The sequence below is a fragment of the Erwinia sp. 9145 genome (assembly GCF_000745075.1).
GTDB lineage: Bacteria > Pseudomonadota > Gammaproteobacteria > Enterobacterales > Enterobacteriaceae > Erwinia > Erwinia oleae.
Map to the genome: position 1 here is coordinate 2610984 of NZ_JQNE01000001.1, position 24534 is coordinate 2635517.

Annotated in this window: 25 protein-coding genes and 1 tRNA gene; 7 read left to right on the forward strand and 19 right to left on the reverse strand. The window is 55.9% G+C overall.

Annotated elements, in window-relative coordinates:
* Nucleotides 1-134 precede the first annotated feature (134 nt).
* The 3 genes from fadJ to FA91_RS12490 all read right to left on the reverse strand — a co-directional run bounded on the left by fadJ (nt 135) and on the right by FA91_RS12490 (nt 4060).
* Nucleotides 135-2294, reverse strand: a complete 2160-nt coding sequence (fadJ, locus tag FA91_RS12480) for a fatty acid oxidation complex subunit alpha FadJ (RefSeq protein ID WP_034916198.1) — start codon at nt 2292-2294, stop codon at nt 135-137.
* On the reverse strand, nt 2294-3604 hold the full coding sequence (fadI, locus tag FA91_RS12485; RefSeq protein WP_034916200.1) for an acetyl-CoA C-acyltransferase FadI: 1311 nt from the start codon (nt 3602-3604) through the stop codon (nt 2294-2296). The genes fadJ and fadI overlap by 1 nt, the downstream gene beginning before the upstream one ends.
* Before the next feature lie 159 nt (nt 3605-3763).
* Nucleotides 3764-4060, reverse strand: coding sequence for a YfcZ/YiiS family protein (locus tag FA91_RS12490; RefSeq protein ID WP_082212588.1), 297 nt, complete (start codon nt 4058-4060; stop codon nt 3764-3766).
* A 349-nt stretch (nt 4061-4409) separates the two neighbouring features.
* On the opposite strand from FA91_RS12490, the gene fadL reads away from it, so the two are divergent.
* Nucleotides 4410-5687, forward strand: a complete 1278-nt coding sequence (gene fadL, locus FA91_RS12495) for a long-chain fatty acid transporter FadL (RefSeq protein ID WP_034916202.1) — start codon at nt 4410-4412, stop codon at nt 5685-5687.
* A gap of 49 nt (nt 5688-5736) precedes the next feature.
* Here the strand turns inward: fadL and mlaA are convergent, their stop codons facing one another.
* Genes mlaA through ccmA form a run of 10 tightly spaced genes read right to left on the reverse strand, consistent with a single transcriptional unit; the run spans nt 5737 to nt 13132 of the window.
* Nucleotides 5737-6498 (reverse strand): phospholipid-binding lipoprotein MlaA, encoded by a 762-nt coding sequence (gene mlaA / locus FA91_RS12500; RefSeq protein WP_034916204.1) that lies wholly within the window; start codon nt 6496-6498, stop codon nt 5737-5739.
* A gap of 16 nt (nt 6499-6514) precedes the next feature.
* Complete coding sequence (ccmI, locus tag FA91_RS12505; protein ID WP_051937156.1) at nt 6515-7396, reverse strand: c-type cytochrome biogenesis protein CcmI; 882 nt, start codon at nt 7394-7396, stop codon at nt 6515-6517.
* Nucleotides 7393-7848 (reverse strand): cytochrome c-type biogenesis protein, encoded by a 456-nt coding sequence (locus tag FA91_RS12510; RefSeq protein WP_034916206.1) that lies wholly within the window; start codon nt 7846-7848, stop codon nt 7393-7395. Before FA91_RS12510 ends, ccmI begins: the two co-directional genes overlap by 4 nt.
* Nucleotides 7845-8402, reverse strand: coding sequence for a DsbE family thiol:disulfide interchange protein (locus FA91_RS12515; RefSeq protein ID WP_034916208.1), 558 nt, complete (start codon nt 8400-8402; stop codon nt 7845-7847). The genes FA91_RS12510 and FA91_RS12515 overlap by 4 nt, the downstream gene beginning before the upstream one ends.
* Nucleotides 8399-10354 (reverse strand): heme lyase CcmF/NrfE family subunit, encoded by a 1956-nt coding sequence (locus tag FA91_RS12520; protein WP_034916210.1) that lies wholly within the window; start codon nt 10352-10354, stop codon nt 8399-8401. The genes FA91_RS12515 and FA91_RS12520 overlap by 4 nt, the downstream gene beginning before the upstream one ends.
* A complete protein-coding gene (gene ccmE / locus FA91_RS12525) occupies nt 10351-10842 on the reverse strand; it encodes a cytochrome c maturation protein CcmE (protein ID WP_034916212.1) in 492 nt (163 codons plus the stop codon). The genes FA91_RS12520 and ccmE overlap by 4 nt, the downstream gene beginning before the upstream one ends.
* Nucleotides 10839-11060, reverse strand: a complete 222-nt coding sequence (gene ccmD, locus FA91_RS12530; protein WP_034916214.1) for a heme exporter protein CcmD — start codon at nt 11058-11060, stop codon at nt 10839-10841. Before ccmD ends, ccmE begins: the two co-directional genes overlap by 4 nt.
* Nucleotides 11057-11800: a heme ABC transporter permease gene (locus FA91_RS12535; RefSeq protein WP_034916215.1), complete on the reverse strand. Its 744-nt coding sequence runs from the start codon at nt 11798-11800 to the stop codon at nt 11057-11059. The genes ccmD and FA91_RS12535 overlap by 4 nt, the downstream gene beginning before the upstream one ends.
* Nucleotides 11801-11855: 55 nt before the next feature.
* A complete protein-coding gene (gene ccmB, locus FA91_RS12540) occupies nt 11856-12515 on the reverse strand; it encodes a heme exporter protein CcmB (protein ID WP_034916216.1) in 660 nt (219 codons plus the stop codon).
* The gene (gene ccmA, locus FA91_RS12545; RefSeq protein WP_034916217.1) at nt 12515-13132 is read right to left on the reverse strand and encodes a cytochrome c biogenesis heme-transporting ATPase CcmA; all 618 of its coding nucleotides are present in this window, start codon (nt 13130-13132) and stop codon (nt 12515-12517) included. Before ccmA ends, ccmB begins: the two co-directional genes overlap by 1 nt.
* 234 nt (nt 13133-13366) lie before the next feature.
* Between ccmA and FA91_RS12550 the strand changes: the two genes are divergently transcribed.
* Together FA91_RS12550 and FA91_RS12555 are read left to right on the forward strand one after the other, a co-directional pair.
* Nucleotides 13367-14290 carry a formate/nitrite transporter family protein gene (locus FA91_RS12550; protein ID WP_034916218.1) on the forward strand — a complete coding sequence of 308 codons (924 nt, stop codon included), beginning with the start codon at nt 13367-13369 and terminating at the stop codon, nt 14288-14290.
* A gap of 192 nt (nt 14291-14482) precedes the next feature.
* Nucleotides 14483-14557 (forward strand) — tRNA-Arg (locus tag FA91_RS12555).
* A gap of 26 nt (nt 14558-14583) precedes the next feature.
* On the opposite strand, the gene FA91_RS12560 is transcribed toward FA91_RS12555, so the two are convergent.
* A complete protein-coding gene (locus FA91_RS12560; RefSeq protein WP_034916220.1) occupies nt 14584-15330 on the reverse strand; it encodes a YoaK family protein in 747 nt (248 codons plus the stop codon).
* 164 nt (nt 15331-15494) lie between these two features.
* Between FA91_RS12560 and FA91_RS12565 the strand changes: the two genes are divergently transcribed.
* From FA91_RS12565 to FA91_RS12575, 3 genes are all read left to right on the forward strand, one after another.
* Nucleotides 15495-15707: a hypothetical protein gene (locus FA91_RS12565; RefSeq protein ID WP_034916222.1), complete on the forward strand. Its 213-nt coding sequence runs from the start codon at nt 15495-15497 to the stop codon at nt 15705-15707.
* A 187-nt stretch (nt 15708-15894) separates the two neighbouring features.
* Nucleotides 15895-17142 carry a mechanosensitive ion channel domain-containing protein gene (locus FA91_RS12570; RefSeq protein WP_034916223.1) on the forward strand — a complete coding sequence of 416 codons (1248 nt, stop codon included), beginning with the start codon at nt 15895-15897 and terminating at the stop codon, nt 17140-17142.
* Nucleotides 17143-17292: 150 nt separating this feature from the next.
* On the forward strand, nt 17293-18519 hold the full coding sequence (locus tag FA91_RS12575; protein WP_034916225.1) for an MFS transporter: 1227 nt from the start codon (nt 17293-17295) through the stop codon (nt 18517-18519).
* A gap of 43 nt (nt 18520-18562) precedes the next feature.
* Here FA91_RS12575 and FA91_RS12580 read toward each other — a convergent pair whose 3' ends face one another.
* From FA91_RS12580 to FA91_RS12595, 5 genes are all read right to left on the reverse strand, one after another.
* Complete coding sequence (locus FA91_RS12580) at nt 18563-19444, reverse strand: SMP-30/gluconolactonase/LRE family protein (RefSeq protein WP_034916227.1); 882 nt, start codon at nt 19442-19444, stop codon at nt 18563-18565.
* A 157-nt stretch (nt 19445-19601) separates the two neighbouring features.
* The gene (locus tag FA91_RS21055) at nt 19602-19937 is read right to left on the reverse strand and encodes a hypothetical protein (RefSeq protein ID WP_156103079.1); all 336 of its coding nucleotides are present in this window, start codon (nt 19935-19937) and stop codon (nt 19602-19604) included.
* 8 nt (nt 19938-19945) lie between these two features.
* Nucleotides 19946-20227, reverse strand: coding sequence for a membrane lipoprotein lipid attachment site-containing protein (locus tag FA91_RS12585; protein WP_034916229.1), 282 nt, complete (start codon nt 20225-20227; stop codon nt 19946-19948).
* Between the two features lie 475 nt (nt 20228-20702).
* Nucleotides 20703-21932 carry an alanine transaminase gene (alaC, locus tag FA91_RS12590; RefSeq protein ID WP_034916231.1) on the reverse strand — a complete coding sequence of 410 codons (1230 nt, stop codon included), beginning with the start codon at nt 21930-21932 and terminating at the stop codon, nt 20703-20705.
* Nucleotides 21933-22048: 116 nt separating this feature from the next.
* Nucleotides 22049-22579 carry a GNAT family N-acetyltransferase gene (locus tag FA91_RS12595; RefSeq protein WP_034916232.1) on the reverse strand — a complete coding sequence of 177 codons (531 nt, stop codon included), beginning with the start codon at nt 22577-22579 and terminating at the stop codon, nt 22049-22051.
* Between the two features lie 256 nt (nt 22580-22835).
* Between FA91_RS12595 and FA91_RS12600 the strand changes: the two genes are divergently transcribed.
* Nucleotides 22836-24521: a sensor histidine kinase gene (locus FA91_RS12600; RefSeq protein WP_034916233.1), complete on the forward strand. Its 1686-nt coding sequence runs from the start codon at nt 22836-22838 to the stop codon at nt 24519-24521.
* Nucleotides 24522-24534 lie beyond the last annotated feature (13 nt).

Here is a 24534-nt window from a genome sequence, read left to right on the forward strand (position 1 = left end):
CGCCAGGAAAACGCGTTTCCCGGCTCTTCATTCTGCGAATGAACGCTGTGTTTTACCCTAATGGTTGAAGTTAAGTCAACCTGTTGTTTAATCATTGAGCAGCCGCATTTGCGGCCTTTTGCATTTTTAAAAATCTAACCCGTTGAATCCGTGTGGCTGTTCAGGTTTACCCGCCGTTGATAAAAGGTTTCGCCACCGTGCGCCATTTGACGCAGCCGCTCGCATGGCGCAAAGCGCTCGCCGCAGGTGTGGGTCAACTGTTCCAGCGTATTCACGATCGCGTCTGCGCCCAGGCGATCCATATAGCGGAACGGCCCGCCGAGGAAAGGCGGAAAACCGATGCCAAACACCGCGCCGATATCACCATCGCGCGCGCTGCGGATCACCTTCTCATCCAGCGTTCGGGCCGCCTCATTCAGCATCATCATGACGCAACGCTGAGCGATCAGCTCACCGCTGAGGGACGTTCGCGGCGTTACGTTCAGCAAAGTGTAGATTGAGCTGTCGGCCTGCTTTTTTCTGCCCCAACGGCGCGTACCGTAAAGATAAAAACCCCGGCCATTTTTTCGCCCTTTACGATTATCGTTCAGCACCGCCTCAACCGCGTCAGGCGCTCTGAACCGCTCGCCCCACGCTTTCTGCAGCACCGGCAGAATGTGCGTGCCGATATCAATACCGACCTCATCCAGCAGTTGTAACGGCCCTACCGGAAAACCAAACTGCACCAGCGCCCGGTCAATGCTTTCGATGGTTTCGCCTGCCAGCAGGCAGCGCAGCGCCTCGTTAATATAAGGTGCGAGAATGCGGTTGACGTAAAATCCCGCGCGATCGGCCACCACAATCGGCGTTTTACCCAGCTTTTTCGCCAGCGCAACGGTGGTGGCAACGGTTCCGGCGGCGGTACCTGCGTGGGGGATCACCTCCACCAGCGGCATCTTATCGACCGGACTGAAGAAGTGCAGGCCAATCACCTGCCCAGGCCGCTGCGCCCGCGCGGCGATATCCGCAATGGGGAGCGACGAGGTGTTTGAGGCAAAAATCGTGTGCGGCGCGGCGTTGGCCTCCACGTCCGCCACCATCTGCTGCTTGAGCGCGAGGTTTTCGAATACCGCTTCGATCACCAGGTCGCGCTGGCGAAAACCGCTGAAATCGGTGGTGCCGGTAATCAGGCCCATTTGCTGTTGCCGCCCGGCGGCGGTGAGACGTTTACGCCTGACCTGTTTGCTTAACAGATCCCAGCTGTACTTCATCGCATGGTTAATGCCTTCTGGCCTGATATCTTTGATGCGCACCGGGAATGTGCCGCGCGTGGCGGCGACACTGGCGATGCCGCCGCCCATCAGCCCTCCGCCCAGCACGCCAATGGTATGCAGCTCACACGGCGCAGCGTCTGAGCCCGGATCTTTTTTCAGTTCCGTCGTGGCAAAAAAGAGGCTGCGCAGCGCGGCGGATTCCGGCGTCATCACCAGTTGACCAAAGGCTTTCGCCTCCGCATCGTAACCGGCGCTGCTGCCGCGCTCCAGGCCGGTGCGGATCACCGAAAGAATTTTCCCGGTGGCCGGATAGTTGCCCTTTGTTTTCGCCGCCGCCTGTCTGGCCGCCAGCGAGAACAGCAGATCGCGGCCGCCCGGCGCGTGTAAGACGCGCTCGCGGAGCGGCAGCGCTTTCTCAGGTTTCCTGCCTTCCAGCACCCTTTTGACCGCCGTTTCCAGCAGGATCGCCGGCGGAACGACCTCGTCTACCAGCCCCATATTCAGCGCCTGACGCGCGCGAAGCGTCTTCCCGGTGAGGATCAGATCCAGCGCCTTTGACGCGCCGATCAGGGCGGGCAGACGCTGCGTGCCGCCGGAGCCTGGCAGCAGGCCGAGTTGCACCTCCGGCAGACCGAGCCGGGTTTTCTCATCCAGCGTGCAGACCCGCTGATTGCAGGCCAGCGCCAGTTCAAGGCCGCCGCCCAGACAGGCACCGTGGATCGCCGCCACCACGGTGACCGGCATGGCGGCGATTTCCGCCATCACCCGCTGTCCTTCCTGCGCCAGCGCCTGCGCTTCCGCCGCGGTGGTACAGTTGTCGAGCATGGTGATATCCGCACCGGCGATAAACGAATCGGGTTTGCCGGAGATCAGTACCAGCCCGGCCAGACTGGCGTTCTGCCGCGCCCGCGCGATCGCATCGCGAATTTGCCCCACGAACGCCGCCTTAAGCGTATTCATCTTTTCATCCGGCACATCAATGGTGATAACGCCCACGTTATCCGGCCGCATAGTGAGAGTAAATGCTGAACGGTTTTCCATTATTCGGCCTCCAGAACCATTGCCGCACCCAGCCCGCCCGCCGCGCAGGCGGTGACCAGCCCCAGGCCGCCGCCGCGACGGCGCAGCTCATGGAGCGTTTGGGTGATCATGCGCGCGCCGGTGGCGGCAAACGGATGTCCGTATGCAATGGAGCCGCCGAGCACGTTGAATTTTTCCTCATCCACCTCGCCCAGAGCCTGCGGACGATTGAGCACTTCGCGCGCAAAACGCTCGTCGGCAAACATCTTCAGGTTAGCCAGCGTTTGCGCCGCGAAGGCTTCGTGCATATCAATGAGCGTCAGATCGCTTAAGGTAATGCCGGCGCGATCCAGCGCCAGCGGCGAAGCCCACGCCGGCCCAAGCAGCATATCGTGACGCACGTCGATGGCGGTAAAGGCATAGCTGCGCAGGAAGCCAAGCGGCGTGATCCCCAACGACCTGGCGCGTGATTCGGTCATCAGCACCACCGCGGCGGCGCCGTCGGTGAGCGGGGTACTGTTTGCCGCCGTCACGGTGCCGTGCCGCCGATCGAAGGCCGGACGCAATTTTGCGTAATCTTCCAGCCGCGACTGACCCCGCACGTTGTTGTCACGTTCGAAAGGGCTTTTCCACGGCGGAACGTACGCGGTCATCACCTCCGCGCTCAGCCTGCCCTCCTCCCATGCTTTTGCGGCACGCTGATGCGACCGATGCGCCAGTGCATCCTGTTGTTCGCGGGTGATCCCATGGCTTTTCGCCATCTGTTCAGCGGTATCGCCCATACGCAGGCCGGTGGAGTACTCCGCCACGGCGGGCGGAACGGGCAGTAAATCGCGAGGACGAAGCTGGCCGATCAGCGTGAGTTTTTGCGACAGGCTTTTTGCTTTACTGAGATCGACCAGCACGCGCCCCAGTTTTTTGCTGACGCCAATGGGCAACACGGAAGAGGAGTCAGCGCCACCGGCAATACCGGCCTGGATGTGGCCGGCCAGCAGGCTCTCGGTAACGTTCGCCACCGCCTGAAAACTGGTGGCGCAGGCGCGGCTGACGCTGTAAGCATCGGTATGCACGCCAAGGCCGCTGGCCAGCACAATTTCGCGCGCGATATTTGGCGCTTCCGGCATCTGCACCACCTGGCCAAATACCAGCTGCTCAATGATGTCGGCAGGCATCTCGCTGCGCGCCAGCAGCTCGCTGACCACCATCGTTCCGAGCTCCACCGCAGGAATGCCGTGCAGCGCCGTGGCCTGCTTAGCAAAAGGCGTACGTAATCCGTGAGTTATCGCGATGCGATCGCCCTGACGCGTGAGCAAAGGTAACGCTTTGGTCATTCTCATCCCCTGTAAAGTCAGTAACCGGCGTCATTGCCAGCAGGTCTGACCTGTAAGAGTAACGAATGTCGGGCGTTCTGCACGGGGAACAGAAGAAAAATGCGAGAAGAAACACGCTTTTGAAGCGCGACGGGCAGTAACCCATCGCGCGAAGAAGGATTAACGCAGGCCGAGCTGGAAAATCATCGTTTCCGCCTGACACGAAAAAGTGAAATCGATGTCCAGACGCACACCGTCGGCTTCTTCGGTAAAGCGGCTGTTGATTATGCAGGGTTCAGACTCAACCTGACGCGCTTTGTCGGTCAGCTGATTCAGACGTGTTTCTGCCTGCTGGCGATCGTCGCAGAGCTGGCTCCAGCTTGCGGTGCAGTCGGTGTTATCCATAATGGTGCCAACGTCAACGCAGCAGCAGGCTGCGGTTTCATTAGCGCTGCATTTATTAATGGAATGAGTCATGCGTTCTCCTGACGGGTCAAAGAATAGTTGCGCTTATTTTACTCTGCGATGATGCCGTTGTCCGGTTACCAATGAATTCAGCGTCGGTAAATGCATAGAATCAGAATGAAAGTTGATCTGCGACAATTCTCACCCTCTGAGGTGTTTTTCAACAGCACGATTTTGTTAAGCAGATCGCTTTTCTTAGATCATTTAAGAAATATTTATAAAACAATATTGCAACATGGATACAGGTCAGACCTATACTGCACTGGTCTGATTTGTCTGCCGTATCTCAGCCCGTAAAATCCGCCATCCCCTGTTACGCCATGTAACAGAATTTATAAAATCGAATAATGAGGTTGTGGTCATGAACCATAAATCCGTTTTTGCAAAGTCAGCGCTTGCAGTGGCAGTGGCAATTGTCTCATCAAATGTTTATGCAGCCGGCTTTCAACTGAATGAATTTTCCTCTATCGGCTTAGGTCGCGCCTACTCAGGCGAAGGCGCAATGGGCGATACCGCCGCCTCAGCCAGCCGAAACCCTGCCACCATGGCGCTGATGGACAGGCCCATGTTCTCCATTGGCGCGGTGTATATCGATCCTGATGTGAACATCGACGGTAACAGCTCGCTGTCCGGGCAGAGCCTGAACGCCAACAATATTGCGCCAACGCAGTGGGTGCCCAACCTGCACTACGTTCAGCCCATTAACGATCAATGGTGGGTGGGTGCATCCGCCACCTCTAACTATGGTCTGGCGACAGAATTTAATAACAATTACACCGCCGGGCCTTATGCAGGCAAAACCGATCTTCAGACCATGAATCTGAATCTGAGCACCGCGTACCGACTGAATGATAACTTCAGCTTCGGTGTCGGTTTTGACGCCGTTTATGCACGGGCGAAGATCGAACGTTATGCGGGTGAAACGGGCACGGCGTTGGGCTTACCGGCGGATACGCAGATAGTGCACCTCAAAGGTGACGAATGGGGTTACGGCTGGAACGCCGGTATTCTTTATGAAGTGGATGAGAACAACCGTTTCGGCTTTACCTATCGCTCAGAAGTGAAAATTGATTTTGACGGCGACTACAAAAGCAGCATTCCTTCCGCACTGAACCCGGCATTGCAGTCAAGCGGCTTATACGGCACCGATGGCAACACCATTCCCGGCGCGCTGACCCTGAATCTGCCTGAGATGTGGGAAGTGTCCGGCTACCATAAAGTGGCGCCGCAGTGGGCGGTACATTACAGTCTCGCTTATACCAGCTGGAGTCAGTTCCAGGAACTGAAAGCGACCGGTAGCAACGGTCAGACGCTGTTCTATAAAGATGAGAGCTATAAAGACGCTTACCGCATCGCATTGGGAACGTCGTATTTCTATGATGAAAACTGGACGTTCCGTACCGGTATCGCCTTTGATGACAGCCCGGTTCCTGCCGAACAGCGTTCAATCTCTATTCCTGACCAGGATCGTCTGTGGCTGAGCGCAGGCGCCTCGTATGCTTTCAATCAGGATGCGTCGGTCGATGTCGGCCTCTCTTATATGCACGGTCAGCATGTGACGGTGGAAGAAGGGCCGTACACCTTTAATTCAACCGGTAAAGCCTGGCTTTACGGCGCGAACTTTAACTATAAGTTCTGATAACCGAATGCCAAAAAAGCCTGTCTCGCGACAGGCTTTTTTTTGCGCATTATTCCGCGTCAATATCGTTGAGTTCATCCTGAATCGCCGCCGCGTTCGGGTTCTCCTGCGGGATCAGCTTGCCGTCGCTGGCAAGGAAGTCATGCCGCTGGAAGTAAGCCGCGCGCACAAAGGCATAAGGATCGTTGGAATTCCGCAGGATAGCATCGGAATCCAGCAGTTGAGCACGGGTTTCCACCCCTTCAAGCACCCATTTTCCGGCCGTCATTGGCCAGCTCAACCAGCTCAGCGGCGCGTAAAGCGTATCCACCACTCCGCCGACGTCTTCCCGCGGCGTAAAGCTGCCGTAGCCTGGCAGCTCGACATACGGGCCATAGCCCACGCCGTAATTGCCGAGCGTGCTGCCGAAGCGCCTCGGTTCTTCCTTCGCCAGTTTTGGGTTCGCCATACCGGCCACGTCGATAAATCCGCCCATGCCCAGCAGCGTGTTCAGGAAGAAACGGTTGAAGTGGATCATCGCCTTGTAAGGCTTGCCCTCAACAAAATAGTTCACCATTGTTGAGGGTTCGCTCAGGTTACCAAGAAAGTTGCTCAGCCCCGATCGCGCCGGTACAGGAACATAGTCGCGCCACGCCACCGCAACCGGACGCAGCACGTACGGATCAAGGATGTTGTAATTAAAATCGAACATGGTGCGGTTGAAGCCTTCAAACGGATCGGACCGGCCCTGCGGCTCATCTTCTGGCCCCGAACTGGCGCACCCTATCAGCAGTACGCTGGCCAGCGCGATGCCCGTCACACGGTAGGTCATAGCTGTCTCCCTGTAGTCAATTGTCAGTTGGCGCCTGGCGGGCGGCCGATTCAGAGCGGGCCTGCCCGATGCTACGGCGAATCATCTCCGCGCGCCTGTCCTCAGCCGGTAACAACTGTAACATCTTTTGCCAGATTACAATGGCCCGATCATAACGCTGTTGCGCGAAAGCATTAAATGCCAACTGGCTGAGCAGGCGAAGATTGTTGCCGTCGTGCTTCTCCATCGCTTCAAGCAGTTCGCCCGCCTGGCGCACGTCTCCCGGATCGTCCGAACGCGTCAGCACTTCAGCGTAGCTGAGCTGAACGTCCGGGTTATCCGGCGCGAGCTGCATGGCGCGGTGAAAAGCCTGCGTGGCCATGGCGGCATTGTTGAGCACCATGCCAATGCGGCCCAGCATCAGCCAGTCGCTGAGGCTGTGCGGGTTCTGTTGCAGTGACGTGCGTATGCCCAGTCCGAGCCGCGCCAGCGCCTCCGGCGATAAAGGTTTTGCCTGCGGATTCATCACCTGCGCACGCAGAGCAGGCAGATCGTCCTGTATCTGTCGCCACGCCACCACCTGCATGTAGCCACCGGTTTTGAAATAAAAACCCAGGCTCACCACCAGCAGCACCAGCGCGCCCGGCAGCAGAACCCGACGCCCTGCGCGGCGTTCATCTACCGGCGCGTTCTGCGGAATATCCAGCAGCAGCGTCTGCTGGAGCTCGCGCACCATTTCCGCACGACCGGCCACCACGCCCTGCGCCTCATCCTCTTCAAGTTCGCGCAGGCGCTGATGATAAAACTCAGTATTGAGCGCGTCGCGTCTGGTCGACGGCTGCGGCTTTCTTCCACCTGCCAGCAGCAGGCCAGCCGCCGCCGCCAGCAGCACGCATACCGTCATCCAGAATACCGTCATGGCTGCTTCCCGTTATCTTTCAACAACGTTTTCAGGCGCACTTCATCCACATCGGCGACGTCGAGCGGACGCCTTTTACTGCGCAAAATAATCACCAGCGCGCCAATAAAGACAAACAGCGCAGGCCCGGCCCACAGGATAACCGTAGAGGCCATCAGCGGCGGCGCGTAAGTGACGAAGTTGCCATAGCGCGCCACCATATAGGCTTTTATCTGTTCCGGCGTTTGTCCAGCCTGAAGCAGCTCATAAACCTTCAGGCGCATGTCGCCGGCAATCATCGCGTTTGAGTCAGCAATACTGTTGTTCTGACACTTTGGGCAACGCAGCGATTCGGTCAGATGACGGTACTGCTGCTCCTGTTCCACTGAGGAAAAATGCCAGGTATCAATGGGTTCTGCGTTTATCAGTGCGCTGAACATCAGCGCCGCCAATATGATAATCAGATGTTTCATGCGCCTGCCTCCTTGTTATATTTGTCCCACAGGGGTTTAACTTCCTTTGTCCAGACTTCGTCATTCATATCGCCCACGTGGCGATAGCGGATGATACCTTTTGCGTCGATCAAAAACGTTTCCGGCGCGCCATAAACGCCAAGATCCAGCCCCAGCATGCCGCTTCCATCATACAGGCTCAGGGCGTAAGGATTGCCAGAATTGTTCAGCCAGTCGATAGCTTTATGGCGATCGTCTTTATAGTTCAGTCCCACCAGCCGCACGCCCTGCGCCGCCAGGGCATTAAGATAGTGGTGCTCCACCCGGCAGGTGGGGCACCAGGTCGCCCAGACGTTAAGCAGCAGCGGCCTGCCGCCGACCAGCACGGTTCTGTCGTAGGTTTTCCCCTGATTATCAAGCGATTCCAGGGTAAACGACGGCACCGGTTTGCCGATCAGCGCCGATTCGAGCCGGGAAGGATCGTCGCCGTTGGCATTGCGCGATAGCTGCCACATCAGCGCAGCAGCCAACAGCAAAAAAAGCGCTAACGGTATATAGAAGATTTTTTTCGTCATCTCCGGGCCTGCTCTGTGTTTCTGCGGGAACGGTAGCGCGGATCGAGCAGGCAGAAGAGGCCACCCACTGCCATAAACGCGCCGCCGAACCATATCCACCGCACAAAGGGTTTGTAATAAATGCGCACGGCCCAGGCGCCGTCATCCAGCTTTTCGCCCAGCGCGGCGTAAAGATCGCGCGTCAGGCCACCGCTGATGGCGGCTTCGGTCATAATAGCATTCGCCACGCTGTAGTAGCGTTTTTCTGCTCTGAGCGTCGTCTCATGTTTGCCATTGCGGGTCACCTCAATGATGCCCGCGCCGCCGCTGTAGTTAGGGCCCTGCAACGGTTGAACGTCGCGGAAAATGAAATGATAGTTATGGATATCTACCGCTTCGCCGGCGCGCATACGCACGTCGCGTTCAACGCTGTAGTTCTGGCTGAAGGCGATACCGATGACCGTCACCGCCACGCCCAGATGACCGAGCACCATGCCCCAGTGGCTGCGCGAAAGGTGGCTGAGCCCGCGAAAAAAACCGTGGCGATGGGTGGCGCGCTCATGCAGCTCCATCAGCGTCAGTAAAATGACCCAAATCGCCATCAGCAGCCCCACCACCGTCATCGCCTCAACGCGATCCTGCATCAGCCAGGGCAGCGCAATGGAGAGGATCAGCGTAACCACCAGCGCAACCGACAGCCGTTTCCACAGCGTTTGCGGCGTGTCGCGTCGCCAGCGGATCAGCGGCCCAATCCCCATCATCAGCGCCAGCGGCGCCATCAGCCAGGTAAAAAGCATATTAAAGAAAGGTTCGCCAATTGAGATGCTGCCCAGACCAAGCTGCTTGTGCACCAGCGGCAGCAGCGTTCCCAGCAGCACCACCAGCATCGCCGCAATCAGCAGCACGTTGTTGCCAAGCAGGAAGGATTCACGCGACCAGGCCTCGTTCTGTACCCGGCTGCGTACCTTGCTGCCTTTTATGGCGTAAAGCAGCAGCGAGCTGCCAATAACGATCACCAGGAAAGCCAGAATGAACATGCCGCGCGCGGGATCGGACGCAAAGGAGTGAACGGAGATCAGCACGCCAGAGCGCACCAGAAACGTGCCGAGCAGGCTGAGCGAGAAGGCAGTGATGGCCAGCAGCACCGTCCATGCTTTGAAGGTGCCGCGCTTTTCGGTCACCGCCAGCGAGTGGATCAGCGCAGTGCCGACCAGCCAGGGCATAAAGGAGGCGTTTTCCACCGGATCCCAGAACCACCAGCCGCCCCAGCCAAGTTCGTAGTAGGCCCAGGCAGAGCCCAGCACGATGCCCACCGTCAGAAAAACCCAGGCGGCTATCGTCCACGGCCGCGACCAGCGCGCCCAGGCGGTATCCAGCCTGCCCGCCATCAGCGAGGCGATAGCGAAGGCAAATGCCACCGAGAAACCCACATAGCCCATATAGAGCAGCGGCGGATGGAAGATGAGGCCGATATCCTGCAACATCGGATTGAGATCGCTGCCGTCAATCGGGAAATCCGGCAGCGTTCGATTAAACGGATTCGACGTCAGGGTGATGAACAACAAAAAGCCAAGGTTGATCATGCCCATCACCGCCAGCACGCGCGCAATGGCGTCCCGGGGCAGTCGGCGGCTGAACAGCGCCACGGCGAGCGTCCAGCCGCTCAGTAGCAGCACCCAAAGCAGTAACGATCCTTCATGTGCGCCCCAGGTGGCGGCAACGCGATAATACACCGGCAGCAGCGTGTTTGAGTTGGCGGCGACGTAAGCCACACTGAAATCATTGACCACGAAAGCATGCACCAGCAGCGCAAACGCACCGGCGACACAGGCAAAAAGCCCGTAACTGAGCGGCCGCGCCAGCCCCATCAGACGCACGTCCTGCCGCGCGGCGCCCCACAGCGGATAAAAGCTCAACAGCAGGGAAAGCGCCAGCGCCAGGCAGAGCAGAAAGCTGCCGATCTCCGGGATCATGATGCGCCTCCCTGACCGCCTTCACGGTAAATCTCCGCCGGGCCGTGATGGTTTTTATTCATCGCGTCTTTAATTTCCGGCGGCGTATATTTTTCATCGTGCTTTGCCAGCACCTCTTTCGCATTGACGCAGTTGCCCGCCTCCAGCACGCCCTGCGCCACCACGCCCTGCCCTTCGCGGAAAAGATCCGGCAGGATGCCCTGATAGCTGACGTCAATGATCCCCTGCCCGTCGTAAAGGCGGAACGAAACCTGTAGCGTGGTGGGATCGCGTTTCACGCTGCCCGGCAGCACCATCCCACCCACCCGCAGGCGCTGCCCCGGCTCAGGTTTTTCGTGCTTATCGCCCTTGCCGTTAAGGATTTCGCCCGGCGTGTAAAAGAGATCGATATTTGAACGCAGCGCGTACATCACCAGCGAGGTGGCAACGCCAAGGCCCAGCAGCACCGCGAACACCGTCAATAACCGATTTCTGCGGCGGGGATTCATTGTACTCCTCCGGCAACCTGCTGCTGTTTTACCGCGCGGAGGCGACGCTCGCGCGACTGCCGCTGACGGATTGCCTTCAGTAATGCGCGACGCTGCATAACCGTATGCAGTATCAGGCCGGCCAGCGCGGCCAGCGTGCAGGCCACGGCCAGCCAGACGTAAAAGGCGTAACCGCCCATGGCGAAAAATTCCTGCCAGGAGGCGAATGCAGGCGTCATGCTTTCTGCCCTCCCTTTTCCACCAGCGCGGTGACCCACGGACGATGACGCTCGCTGGCAAGCAGCAGGTTACGCAGGCGCATCAGCGTCAGGGTGATAAAAAGCAGCAGGTAGCCCGCAATCGACCAGCGCAGCGGCGTGCGCATGGTGGGATCGATCGCCTGCTGAAGCATCCCGGACGAGCCCTGATGGAGCGTGTTCCACCACTGTACCGAGAAGTGAATAATCGGCAAATTGACCACGCCAACCAGGATCAGAATACCGGCGGCGCGGCCTGCCATACGCCGGTCGTCAAACGCATTGTAAAGCGCGATAACGCCCATGTAGAGGAACAGCAGCACCAGCTCAGAGGTGAGGCGCGCATCCCAAATCCACCAGGTGCCCCACATCGGTTTTCCCCAGACGGAGCCGGTAACCAGCGCGATAAAGGTAAATACGGCACCCACCGGTGCCATCGCCGCCGCGGCAAGATCGGCCGTTTTCCACTGCCACACCAGGCCGGTGAAGGCGGCGACAGCCATCGAGGCATAGATGCCCATCGACCACATAGCCGCAGGCACGTGCAGGTAAATAATGCGGTAGCTGTTGCCCTGCTGATAGTCGGCGGGTGCGAAACCAAAGCCCCAGATCCAGCCGGTGAAAAGTGCAATGATGCCCGATACCGCAAACCAGGGAGTAAGGCGACCGCAGAGCTGATAGAGCCGGTCGGGCCTGCCGAGCTGATGTATCCATTTCCACATTATTATTTTGCTCACATAAAGGTAAAACGTTCTGATATTTATTATGAAAATTACATCAGTGCATGCTCACCCGCAGCGCCGCTGCGGTAGCAAAAGGCGTCAGCGTGGCGCTGCCCGCCAGCATCGCGCCTAAAATCGCCAGATAGCCTTCTACAGGCAGGCCTTGTCCGGCAGCATCAATGGCCGCGCTGGCGAAGATCAGCACCGGCATCGCCAGCGGCAGGACCAGCACGCTGAGCAGTACGCCGCCGCGCCGCAACCCGACGGTCAGCGCGACGCCCACCGCGCCGAGAAAACTCAAGGTCGGCGTGCCCAGCAGCAGAGTAAGCGCAACGGCGCGCCAGCTGGCAAAATCCAGCGACAGCAGCAGCGCCGCCAGGGGAGAGAGCAGGATCAGCGGCACGCCGGTCACCACCCAGTGAGCGATCACTTTTCCTAATACCGTTAGCGGCAGCGGCGCGGGCAACAGCATGAGTTGCTCCAGCGAACCGTCGAGAAAGTCATCGCGAAACAGGCGCTCCAGCGCCAGCAGCGAGGAGAGCAGCGCCGCAACCCATACGATCCCCGGCGCGATACGCGCCAGCAGCCGTGGTTCCGGCCCTGTTGCCAGCGGAAACAAGGTGATGACGATGAGAAAAAACCACAGCGGGTTTATCACCTCCATGCCGCTGCGAAAAGCCACGCGCAGTTCGCGATTTAACACGCGCCACAGCATCAGGCTGGCTCCGTCATGGACAACGAGATTTTTCGTATGTCACGGCTGGACGCAGGCAGCGACTGATGGGTGGTTAGAATTATCGATCCGCCGTTGTCCGCATGCCGCGTAAAAAGCGCCATCAGGCTGGCGACGCCGTCAATATCAATCGCGGTGAGCGGTTCATCAAGGATCCACAGCGGTGCTGCCGTCAGCCACAGACGCGCCAGCGCGACGCGGCGCTGCTGGCCCGCAGAAAGCTGCCCGACCGCCACGTCGTCAAAGCCGGTCAGATTCACGGCATCCAGCGCGTCAAGAAGTGCCTCTTCCTGATGAGCAGGATGATAAAACCGGAGGTTTTCACCGGCGGTCAGGGTTGCTTTGATGCCCGGCTGGTGCCCAATCCACAGCATTGCGGCGTGGTAGTTTTCGCGCTGACGATGAATCGGTTGCTGTTGCCAGCAGACCTCGCCCTGCTCAGCGCGACTCAAACCGGCGAGGATCCGCAGCAACGACGTTTTGCCTGCGCCGTTCGCCCCGGCAATCTGTACGATATCACCAGCCGCTACCGTAAAATTCAGGTCGCGAAACAGCGTGCGTTCGCCGCGAATACAGGTCAGATGAGTAGCTTCCAGCATGGCAGACTATCAGGCTTATTAACATTGGGTGAAATAGTACCACAGTAAATCATCGCGTCGCAGCCTGCGGCGAACCCGGCTGTGATCCCTCTACGTTTCGCGGCAGTTAACCAAAAAAAAGTTGTAATGTTAAAGTCTTATTATCCACTTCATAACATTTAGCTACACTTTTATCAGCGAACTGGCCCGTCACACGCCACGGGCAACATTATCTCAGGCATCAGGAAACGTAACGTGACGACAAAAAACGACAGCTCAGAAGTTGAGAGTGAAGAGAGCGAACAGGGAGAATCTATCGAAGTTGATGAAGAGGCGCTTCCCTCCCGCGCCGCAGCGGTGCATGAGCAGATTCGTCAGGAAGGTGAAAAAGAGCTGGAACGCGACGGCATGGCGCTGCTGTTTTCCGCTATCGCCGCAGGCCTTTCGATGGGCGCATCGCTCATGGCAAAAGGCATCTTTCAGGCCAATCTTGAAGGCGTTCCCGGCGCTTTCCTGCTGGAGAACTTAGGCTATACCTTTGGCTTCGTTATTGTGATTATGGCGCGACAGCAACTGTTTACGGAGAATACCGTGACCGCCGTCTTGCCGATTATGCACAAGCCCACCGGCGGTAATTTTGTGCTGCTGTTCCGGCTCTGGGGCATTGTGCTGGGCGGCAATCTGATCGGCACCGCGATGGGCGCGCTGGCCTTTACCCACATGCCCATTTTTGATGATGCCACGCGCACTGCGTTTGTTTCCATCAGTCAGAAGGTGATGGAAAACACGCCTGCTGAGATGTTTGCTAACGCTATTGTTTCGGGTTGGATCATCGCCACTATGGTCTGGATGTTCCCCTCTGCCGGCGCGGCGAAGATCCAGGTTATCGTCCTGATGACCTGGCTGGTAGCGCTGGGCGATCTGGCGCACATCGTGGTGGGTTCAGTGGAGGTTCTTTATCTGGTATTCAACGGTTTGATCAGCTGGCATGACTTTTTCTGGCCTTTTGCGTTGCCGACGCTCGCCGGTAACATCATTGGCGGCACCTTTATTTTTGCGCTGATCAGCCATGCTCAAATCCGCAATGATATGAGCACTAAAGCAAAAACTGAGGCACAGTCAAAAGAGAAGCCGCGTGGCAAGGATGAGAAACAGAAGGAAAGCGCCCCCTCTGAGTGACAGGCATAAGGAAAAGTATCAGCCGTTTTTCGCGCCCCGCGGCGGCTGGTAATAACCGACGCCAGCTGGCGCGATGTTGCGGATATCTCTGCCCGCTAACGGCAACGAAAACGGGCCGATTGATGACAAAAACAGCAGTCGAACGGGTAAGTGGTTAATCTGCGTATAAAATCGCGCTATACTCCCGGCGCTGTCCCCTTAGTTAAATGGATATAACGAGCCCCTCCTAAGGGCTAGTTGTAGGTTCGATTCCTGCAGGGGACGCCATTTCTTTCCTCTCTCGCGTCAGCAAATTATTGGTTAGCATCAAGCAATTTTGCCGACGACGCGTGCTTTCTGGCGCGTTGTAGCGATAACATGGCCATAAAAATCAACAGGCCGCCGGTCACAATTAAAAACGCATAGCCGAGTAAGTTCCAGGCCAGAATGCCTGTCACGCCGCCAACGAAAAAGCCGAACAGCGTCAGTCCATGTAACTTCAGTCGTTCAATAAAAGGCGAAGCCTGCTTCGGTGATTCCCGACGCAGCACAATATCGATCATCATCGCCAGCTCGATACCAATGTCCGTTGCCGTTCCGGAGATATGTGTCGTGCGCACACGGGCGTTGGAGATACGCGTGACCACCGCGTTTTGCAATCCCATCAGCAGGCTGAGGCACATGATCAACACGATGCCCGGCGACGCGAGCGACACCGTTATTTCAACAGTGCCCAGTACAATCAGCGCCGTGGCCTCAATCAGGATCACAAAGGCATAAATTCCCCGCATGTTCCGTCTGCGCCCGGCATTGACGATGAGCGTGGCAAGGGTCGCGCCGGTGATAAACAGCAGCACAAGGGCTAAAAAGAAGCCTCCGCTACTCCATTTCACCTTCGCAAGATTGTCTGAAAGAGAAGAGAGATTGCCGGTCATGTTAGCGGAAAAAAAACCGACTATTTCAAACGCAGCGGTGTTTAATGCGCCCGCAACGGCGGCCAGCAGACAGGCCAGCCAGCTGTCTGCACCGGGCGTTCTGTCAGTATCAGTATGGATGAGCATAAGGAGAGTCAGGATTCTGGAAGCAGGTGTTTATATTCTGCCTGATATTGATGAAACTCAAGCGCAATAAAATAACCCTTCCTTCTCCCCTGTATTCCACCGATTGATTATTCCACAGGTAGCGTACATTAAGCGCAATTCACTACGCCTTACCGGAGTTGGTTATGCCAGATAAAGATCCCGTTGTTGAACGCCTTACCGTTGAAGTACTGGCCCTGCGCCAAATCGTGCAGATGTTAATTGCCTATGGCAACGTTCCTACCGGCGGTAAGCTCAACAAGTATCTGCAAAAGGTGGCGGACGATACCGAGCATCGCGACGAGCGCCAAAGCAGCAAAGCCATCGCAGATGCGATTCGCAGCTACATTCAGGGCTGATTCGCTCTCTGCTGCGGCTGAAAGTTAAGAAAAAAGCGCTTTCAGCCGCCTCTCTCTCCGGGGACGCTCAACCTTAACATCAACCGGATTTGATCCGGCGACCCGATGCGCGTTATCCTCCGCGCCAGCCATAGCAAATGGATTACCTTGTCGTTTGGGAACGTTTTTTAACAGGGAATAGAAACGGATGCACCACTACCTCCTTCAATGGCTCACCGCCATTAATCTGCCTTATGCCTCGCCGATTGCTGTCTTAGCGACTGTCGGCATTATTTTGCTTATTTCGCTTGTTGTTCACGCTTTGCTGCATCAGGTGATGCTGCCGCTGCTGACGCGCTTTGCCGGGCGTTCTTCGCGCCAGTGGCCAACGTCTGTTATTAAAAAGAATCTCTTCAGCCGCTTTGCCCTGCTGGTTCAGGGGTTTTTATTCCAGTTTCAGATTGAACTGTTCCTGAGCGGAAGCGATCCGCTGTTTACGGTGCTGATGGCCGTCAGCCAGGTTTGGGTGATGATTTTCAGCCTGCTGCTGTTTTTTTCGCTGCTGGACGTACTGCTTGAACTGTCGGAAAACAGCGTGATTGCGCGTCAGTTGCCGCTGCGTGGAATTTTCCAGAGCCTGAAGCTGATTGGCGCGCTGCTGGTTACGCTGATGATTATTTCAGTTCTGATTGGCAAATCCCCGCTGGTGCTGCTCACCGGCCTCGGTGCGATGACCGCGGTGCTGATGCTGGTCTTTAAAGATCCCATCCTGGGGCTGGTGGCAGGTATCCAGCTCTCTGCCAATAACATGCTTAAAATTGGTGACTGGCTGGAGATGCCGAAATATGGCGCGGACGGCGACGTGGTGGATATCAGCCTGACGACCGTGAAAGTGAGCAACTGGGACAAAACCATTACCACCATTCCTACCTATGCGCTGATTTCCGACTCGTTTAAAAACTGGCGCGGCATGACGGAATCCGGCGGACGCCGCATCAAGCGCAGCATCAATATTGATACCACCAGCATTCATTTTTTAACGGATGAAGATATCGACAAAATGATGGACGCTCAGCTGCTGACGCCATATCTGACGGGAAAACAGGTCGAAGTGGCAAAACATAACGCTGAACTCGGCTGCGACTTAAGCATGCCGCTCAACGGCCGCCGCATGACCAACATCGGCACGTTTCGCGCCTGGCTCGAAGCGTGGCTGAAGGCGCATCCGCACAGCCATAAAGGCATGACGCTGATGGTTCGCCAGCTTGCGCCCGGCCCGGATGGCCTGCCGGTTGAGGTCTATATGTTTACTGATACCACTGTCTGGCTGGAATATGAGAAAATTCAATCGGATATCTTTGACCATATCTTTGCGGTGCTGCCGGCGTTCGGGTTACGCGTGCATCAAACGCCTACCGGCAATGATATGAGAAATATTCGCATAGCCCGCGCGTAACCCCACAGCGGTTCCCTCCTGTCCGGTCATTCATGCCGTGCAGGAGGCATTTCATTCCGCGCGGGCGGCACTTCATGCCGTTATCGCCCCGCGCGCGTAAGCCCGGCCCTATCATGTGCTCAATAACTTACCGTTCGCCGGGAGCGTTTTATGAGCACACATACCGTCTGTCAAAACCACAACCGTACCCGTTGGTTGACCCTGATTGGCACAATTATCACGCAGTTTGCGCTGGGTTCGGTTTATACCTGGAGCCTGTTCAATGGTCAGCTTTCCCATAAACTGGACGCGCCTGTCGGTCAGATTGCCTTTTCTTTTGGTCTGTTAAGTCTGGGGCTGGCCATTGCTTCCTCGGTGGCCGGGAAGCTACAGGAGCGTTTTGGCGTACGCAACGTCACGATCGGCGCCGGTTTGCTGCTGGCAACGGGTTTTTATCTTACCGCCCACGCCGATAACCTGTTTATGCTCTACCTGAGCGCAGGCGTGCTGGTGGGCCTGGCCGATGGCGCGGGCTATCTGATGACATTATCGAACTGCGTTAAGTGGTTCCCGGAACGTAAGGGACTGATTTCCGCCTGCGCAATCGGCGCGTACGGGCTCGGTAGCCTGGGTTTTAAATTCATCTGTAGTTATTTACTGAGCAACAACGGTCTGGAGACAACCTTTATCATCTGGGGCGGACTGGCGATGGCGATGATTATTCCCGCTGCGCTGCTGATGAAAGATGCGCCACAGCAGCAGGTTACCGCACTCCATAACGAAAACCAGACGCGCGATTTTTCTCTGCCGGAAGCGGTGCGTATGCCACAGTACTGGCTGCTGGCGCTGATGTTTCTTACCGCCTGCATGAGCGGTCTCTACGTGATTGGCGTAGCGAAGGATATCGGTGAGAGCCTGGTGCATCTCTCCGCACAGACTGCCGCCAATGCGGTAACCATTATCGCTATCGCGAACCTGAGCGGTCGGCTGGTGCTGGGCGTATTGTCCGATAAAATTGCCCGCATCCGCGTTATCACTCTGGCACAGGTCGTCTCGCTGGTGGGAATGAGCATTCTGCTGTTTACTGCGATGAATGAAACCACTTTCTTTATTTCCATCGCCTGCGTCGCCTTCAGCTTTGGCGGCACCATCACCGTCTATCCTTCCCTGGTCAGTGACTTCTTCGGCCTGAACAATCTGACCAAAAATTATGGGCTGATTTACCTGGGATTTGGTATTGGCAGCGTGATGGGTTCGTTAATTGCCTCGCTGTTTGGCGGCTTCACCGTCACCTTCAGCCTGATTATGACGCTGCTGGTTATCTCGCTGATTGCCTCACTGGTCATCCGCCTGCCGCATCAGCGCAGCGAAGGAAAAAAAGCCTTGCAGCATGCCTGAATGCACATTGTCTGATTACAACCGGCCTTTTAGGCCGGATTTTTTATCGCTGTCGAAAGTGCGGTTCGGGCAGCCCTGCCACACCGACGCGTACCGCAAGCAGATCGCCAGACTGCGGGTAAGCAGCCAGCTCTTCTGCCGTGCGCCCTTCGCGGGAGCTGGTAATGTAGAGCGTTTTCAGATCGGGCCCGCCAAAGGCGATCATCGTTGGCCAACGCACCGGCAACGGAATTTCATCGACGATCTGCCCGTCAGCAGGATCCATGCGAACAACGCGCGAACCGTCGAACATGGCTGCCCAGTAAAATCCTTCACTGTCCACGGCTGCGCCGTCTGGTAATCCGCCCTGCGCCTGCGCAAATCGCCTTATCACCTCACGCGGGCCGATTTCGCCCTGCTCGTCCATCGGATAGCGATAGAGCACGCCGTTAGGCGTATCGGTGTGATACATCCAGCGGCTGTCGGGTGAAAAAGCGACGCCGTTGGAGATCATCACGTCCCCGGCCTGTACGGTGAGCTGCATGTTCTCATCCAGCCGACACAGCTTGCCGCCGTTACGATCCTGCGGCTCCCACAGGCTGCCGCACCAGAAGCGGCCAAAACGATCCACCCGCCCGTCGTTGAAACGGCTACGCGCCGCCTCGCCGGGGTTAGGAGCGATACGCTGCGTGACCTTTCCCTGTTGATCCAGCAGGCAAACGCCGCTGCGCAGTGCGGCGACAAATCCGCCTTTCTCATGCAGACCAAAACAGCCAATATGCTCTTCTACCGGCATTACCTGATGTTCGCCGCTTTGCGGATCGAAGCGATGCAGAGCGGGCGCAAGAATATCGACAAAGTAGAGCACCTGCTCGTCCACCGACCACAGCGGACACTCGCCTAATTCAGCCTGAGCGGCCAGCACATTTTTAATCTGATAAGGCATAATTTCTCCCGAATTTACTCACCCTGAGTCTAGGCCATAATTGCCGTTTCGGTTAAATTTGGGATAAAATGAATAATGACAGAAAGGAAGAAAAATTAAGAGCATTCTGTGAAAGCGTTTTTTCATCTTTATCTTATTTATCCTGATTGGTTTTTTGTTAATTATTCACATTCGAATTATTTTGTAATATATGTTTAATTAACTCTACACTGCTGGCATTATTTCTCCACTTTGTTTTTGTACAGTTGCTAATTACCGGAGCCAGCGCATGAGAAAACTTTTTTGCCTCGCTGGCGTGCGGGTTATGACCCGGTAGCGTCACGTATGAAAGGCACGGCGGCAGGCACAGGGCATCATTATCATTAAGGGTGGCTGTCGCTAAGAGATGAATTATAAGAGAATGAAAATTGTTCATTCTCAAGCGGGCAAAGCCTGCACACGGCAATATAAAAATAAAAATATGAAAAATATTGGGCGGGAAATTTCCGCCCATTTTTTTATTCAGCTTTTAATCGTGTAATTACACTGATACCAGGCTTTCATTAGTCCGGGCAGTCGACTTTCGTGCGGCTCAATAGGATCAACCTTATCAAATCCGCGCTCAGCGCAGTAGTTTTTCACGTCCTTTTCCATAGCGGTTTTATCGACCTTTTGCGGATTAAAACGATACTGAACGGTATTGGCTACCGGATCTTCATCGACCTTTTCAAAAGCGCCGGGCTTACCGGATGTACATCCTGCCAGCAGCAGCATGCTCAGCGCTGCGAAAACCGTTTTCTTCATATGAACTCTCCTCCGGTGCAGGATAGTATCAATCCCGCTACGCTTCGCCAGCGGGAAAAATCGTATTTGCACTTTTTTTACCGAGTAAGACAAATTTTTACCAATTGAATCGATTAAGAATACCGGCTGGCGCATGCGGGCGCTGAATGCGATGATGTCCCGACACACAGCAACAACAATAATGAGTTTTTTGTACTTATAACAATATGTTATGCCCGCGGCGAGCGGGCTTTTTTTTGCATGTCTTTATTTTGAAATCCAGAGCGGGTAAATTAGCGAACGGTTCCGCCATGAGCGTTTCGTGGCTAAATGAGATGTCCGGCTGATGCGCTGCCGGACAGAGTAATTCAGGAGTGGTTCGTGAAATATGCGTTGATGGGGATCTCTTTTATCCTGTTGGTCTGGGCAGGAACGTTTTATTTAATGCTGTAGGGTGACTGCAACAGGGCCAGGCCTCGCAGCCTGACCCCAACCGTTACGCTTCTTCTTCGCTGGCCTTTACCGTTCCGGGTAAAATGCCTTCCGCACGAAACATGGCCTTGATACCGCGAACCGCCTGACGAATGCGGTCGCTGTTCTCGATCAGCGCAAACCGAACGTGCGTATCGCCGTAATCCCCAAAGCCAATCCCCGGCGACACACAAACCTTAGCTTCCAGTAACATCTTTTTGGCGAACTCCAGCGAGCCGAGATGCGCGTAGTGATCCGGGATCTTCGCCCAGACATACATTGACGCTTTCGGCAGATCGACCATCCAGCCAGCTTCATGCAGCCCTTTTACCAGCACGTCGCGGCGCAGTTTGTACTGTTCGGCAATATCGCGTACGCATTGCTGATCGCCCTCAAGCGCGGCAATGGCCGCCACCTGGAGCGGCGTGAAGGTGCCGTAATCGTGATAGCTTTTAATACGCGCCAGTGCGGCAACCAGTTCTTTGTTGCCCACCATGAAACCGATGCGCCAGCCCGCCATGTTGTAGCTTTTCGAGAGGGTGAAAAATTCCACCGCCACGTCACGCGCGCCCGGCACCTGCATAATCGACGGTGCTTTCCAGCCATCGTAAACAATATCGGCATAGGCGAGGTCATGAATGACCAGCACGTTGTACTGTTTCGCCAGCGCGATAACCCGTTCGAAGAAGTCCAGCTCAACGCACTGCGCCGTTGGATTCGACGGGAAGCCTAAAATCATCATTTTTGGCTTGGGATAGCTTTCGCGGATGGCCCGCTCCAGTTCATTAAAGAAATCAACCCCCGCCACCAGCGGCACCGATCGTACCTGCGCACCGGCAATCACCGCACCATAGATATGAATGGGATAGCTGGGATTGGGCACCAGCACGGTATCGCCATGATCGAGCGTCGCCAGCATCAGATGCGCCAGGCCCTCTTTCGAACCGATCGTAACAATAGCTTCAGTTTCAGGATCGATATCAATGTCATAGCGGTCGGCATACCAGCGAGAGATCGCGCGGCGCAGGCGAGGAATACCGCGCGAGGTGGAGTAGCCGTGGGTGTCTTCACGCTGCGCCACCGCGCACAGTTTTTCAACAATGTGCGGCGGCGTCGGGCCATCGGGATTGCCCATACTGAAATCGATAATATCTTCACCGCGACGGCGTGCGGCCATTTTCAGTTCGGCGGTAATATTGAATACGTAAGGCGGAAGACGTTCGATACGGGAAAAATGCCGCAGGGGACTTGTCATAGAAACCTCTGATTTACGTTAGCGCCCGGACCGTCCGAGCGACGCTGACCACAATATGGTCGAGGAATGAACATAGCCTTTTAGCGATACCGCTGTCGAGAGGTCAGCACAAAATTTTATTTGCGGTCTGATTTCAGGCAGCCGAACATCCAGTCGTTTACCCAGCGGCCTCGCAGCAGATAATTATCCCGAAAAGTGCCCTCAAGCCTGAATCCGTTCTTCTCCAGCACCCGGCGCGAAGCCCAGTTTCCTTCTACCACTTCCGCCTTCAGCTTATGAAACTCGCAGTCGTTAAACAGAAAATCTGTCAGCGCCGAGAGCGCTTCGCTGCCGTACCCTTTACCGAAATGGGCGCTGAGCAAGGAATAACCCACTTCAGCCTGGCGAAACGGCGCCCATTCAGCATTTGCGCCGATAAATCCTACCGCTTCATCCGTTGCGGCCAGCCTGATCGTCAGGCAGAGCATATGAAAGCTGGTCACCTGCCAGGGCGCGAGGCGGTCGTTGAATCGCTGGCGAATTTCGGCATCCTGTCGCACTTCGCTAATGAATGCCATCGCGTTTTCATCCGTATGTACCTGATAAAAAATCGGCCAGTCTTCCGCTTGCAGACGCGTCAGCCGCAAACGCTCGGTAGAAAGCTGCATAGTTCTTCTCTGATAAGGGGAAATTTTAAAAGGCCCATTAAGTACGCTTCCGCTTTAATTTTTTCTTCGCGTATTTTACGACGATCTCACGGCCGTTATGAACAAAAAATAACCACAAAAATCCATTTTTTTAATCCTCTTTTTTCCACCAGGATTTCCGCATTTACTCTCCCGGCTGGCGTATCGCCCCCGCTTTACTTATCATAACGCTTTATTCTTCACCTCCGTCGAGGCGCCCGTGCACGCCACATTCAATATGCTGCTTGCGGTTTTAGATCGCGCCGCGCTGATGCTTATTTGCCTCTTCTTTATGACCCGCATCCGGCCATTCCGCCAGCTGTTGCAAAAGGATGAGCATTCACGTCAGGAACTGCTGGCCGTTACCGCCATTTTTTCGCTGTTTGCGCTGTTCGGCACCTGGAGCGGGATAAATGTGGAAGGATCGTTGGTGAACGTACGCACCATCGCCATTATGTCCGGCGGCATTCTGTTCGGCCCGTGGGTCGGCATTGCGACCGGCGTGATTGCCGGCCTGCACCGTTTTCTGATCGATGTTCACGGCGTCACCTCTGTTCCCTGTCTGATCACCAGTATCACCGCCGGTTTTGTCTCAGGCTGGATAAACCTGAAGGTGGCGAAAGAGAAGCGCTGGAGCGCAGGTATCGTCGGCGGCATGCTGTGCGAAGCGTTGACCATGCTGCTGATCGTTGCCTGGGCGAAACCCACCGCGCTTGGCCTCGACATCGTCAGTGAAATCGCCCTTCCGATGATCCTGGGCGCCGCCAGTATTGGCCTGATTGTCCTGCTGATCCAGAGCGTTGAGGGTGAAAAAGAGGCCGTCGCCGCGCGTCAGGCAAAGCTGGCGCTGGATATCGCCAATAAAACTCTGCCGCTTTTTCGTCAGGTAAACAGTGAGTCGCTGCGCAAAATTTGCGATATTATTCGCTGCGATATTAACGCAGATGCGGTGGCTATCACCAATAAAAACCAGATTCTGGCCTATGTCGGCGTGGGAGAAGAGAACTACCACGAAGGCGATGACCACATCAGTCCGACCACCGCCCGCGCCATTAACCACGGCGAAATCATCATCAGAAACAACGACGAAGCGCACCGTACGCCGCAAATTCACTCGATGATTGTGATTCCACTATGGGAAAAAGGGGAAGTAACGGGCACGCTGAAAATCTACTATCGCCATGCGCACCGCATCACCTGGTCGCTGAAAGAGATGGCGATTGGCCTGTCGCAAATTATCTCTACCCAGCTTGAAGTGTCCCGCGCTGAACAGCTCAGAGAGATGGCCAACAAAGCGGAGCTGCGCGCGCTTCAGAGCAAAATCAACCCACACTTTCTCTTCAATGCGTTGAACGCCATTTCGTCATCAATTCGCATCAATCCCGATACCGCTCGCCAGCTGATCAGCAACCTGTCGCGCTACCTGCGTTACAACCTGGAGCTGAATGACGATGAAATCATTGATATCAAAAAAGAGCTGTACCAGATCAAAGACTATATTGCCATTGAGCAGGCGCGTTTTGGCGATAAGCTGACGGTGATTTACGATATCGAAGAGGACGTGAGCTGCGCGCTGCCCAGTCTGCTGATCCAGCCGCTGGTGGAAAATGCCATTGTTCACGGCATCCACCCTTGCCGCGGCAAAGGCGTGGTGACTATCAGCGTGAAGGATCAGGGCGATCGTATTCGCATTGCGGTACGTGATACCGGCAACGGCATCAGCGAAGAGGTGATTGCGCGCGTTGAACGCAACGAGATGCCGGGCAATAAAATTGGCTTGCTGAACGTGCATCACCGCGTCAGGCTGCTTTACGGTCAGGGGCTGCACCTCACGCGCCTCTCACCGGGAACGGAAATCGCTTTTTACATCAGCAAAAACGGCGCCGTTCTGCCAGAGAAGCAGCGCGTCTCGTTAACCGCTTAACGCGTTATCATCA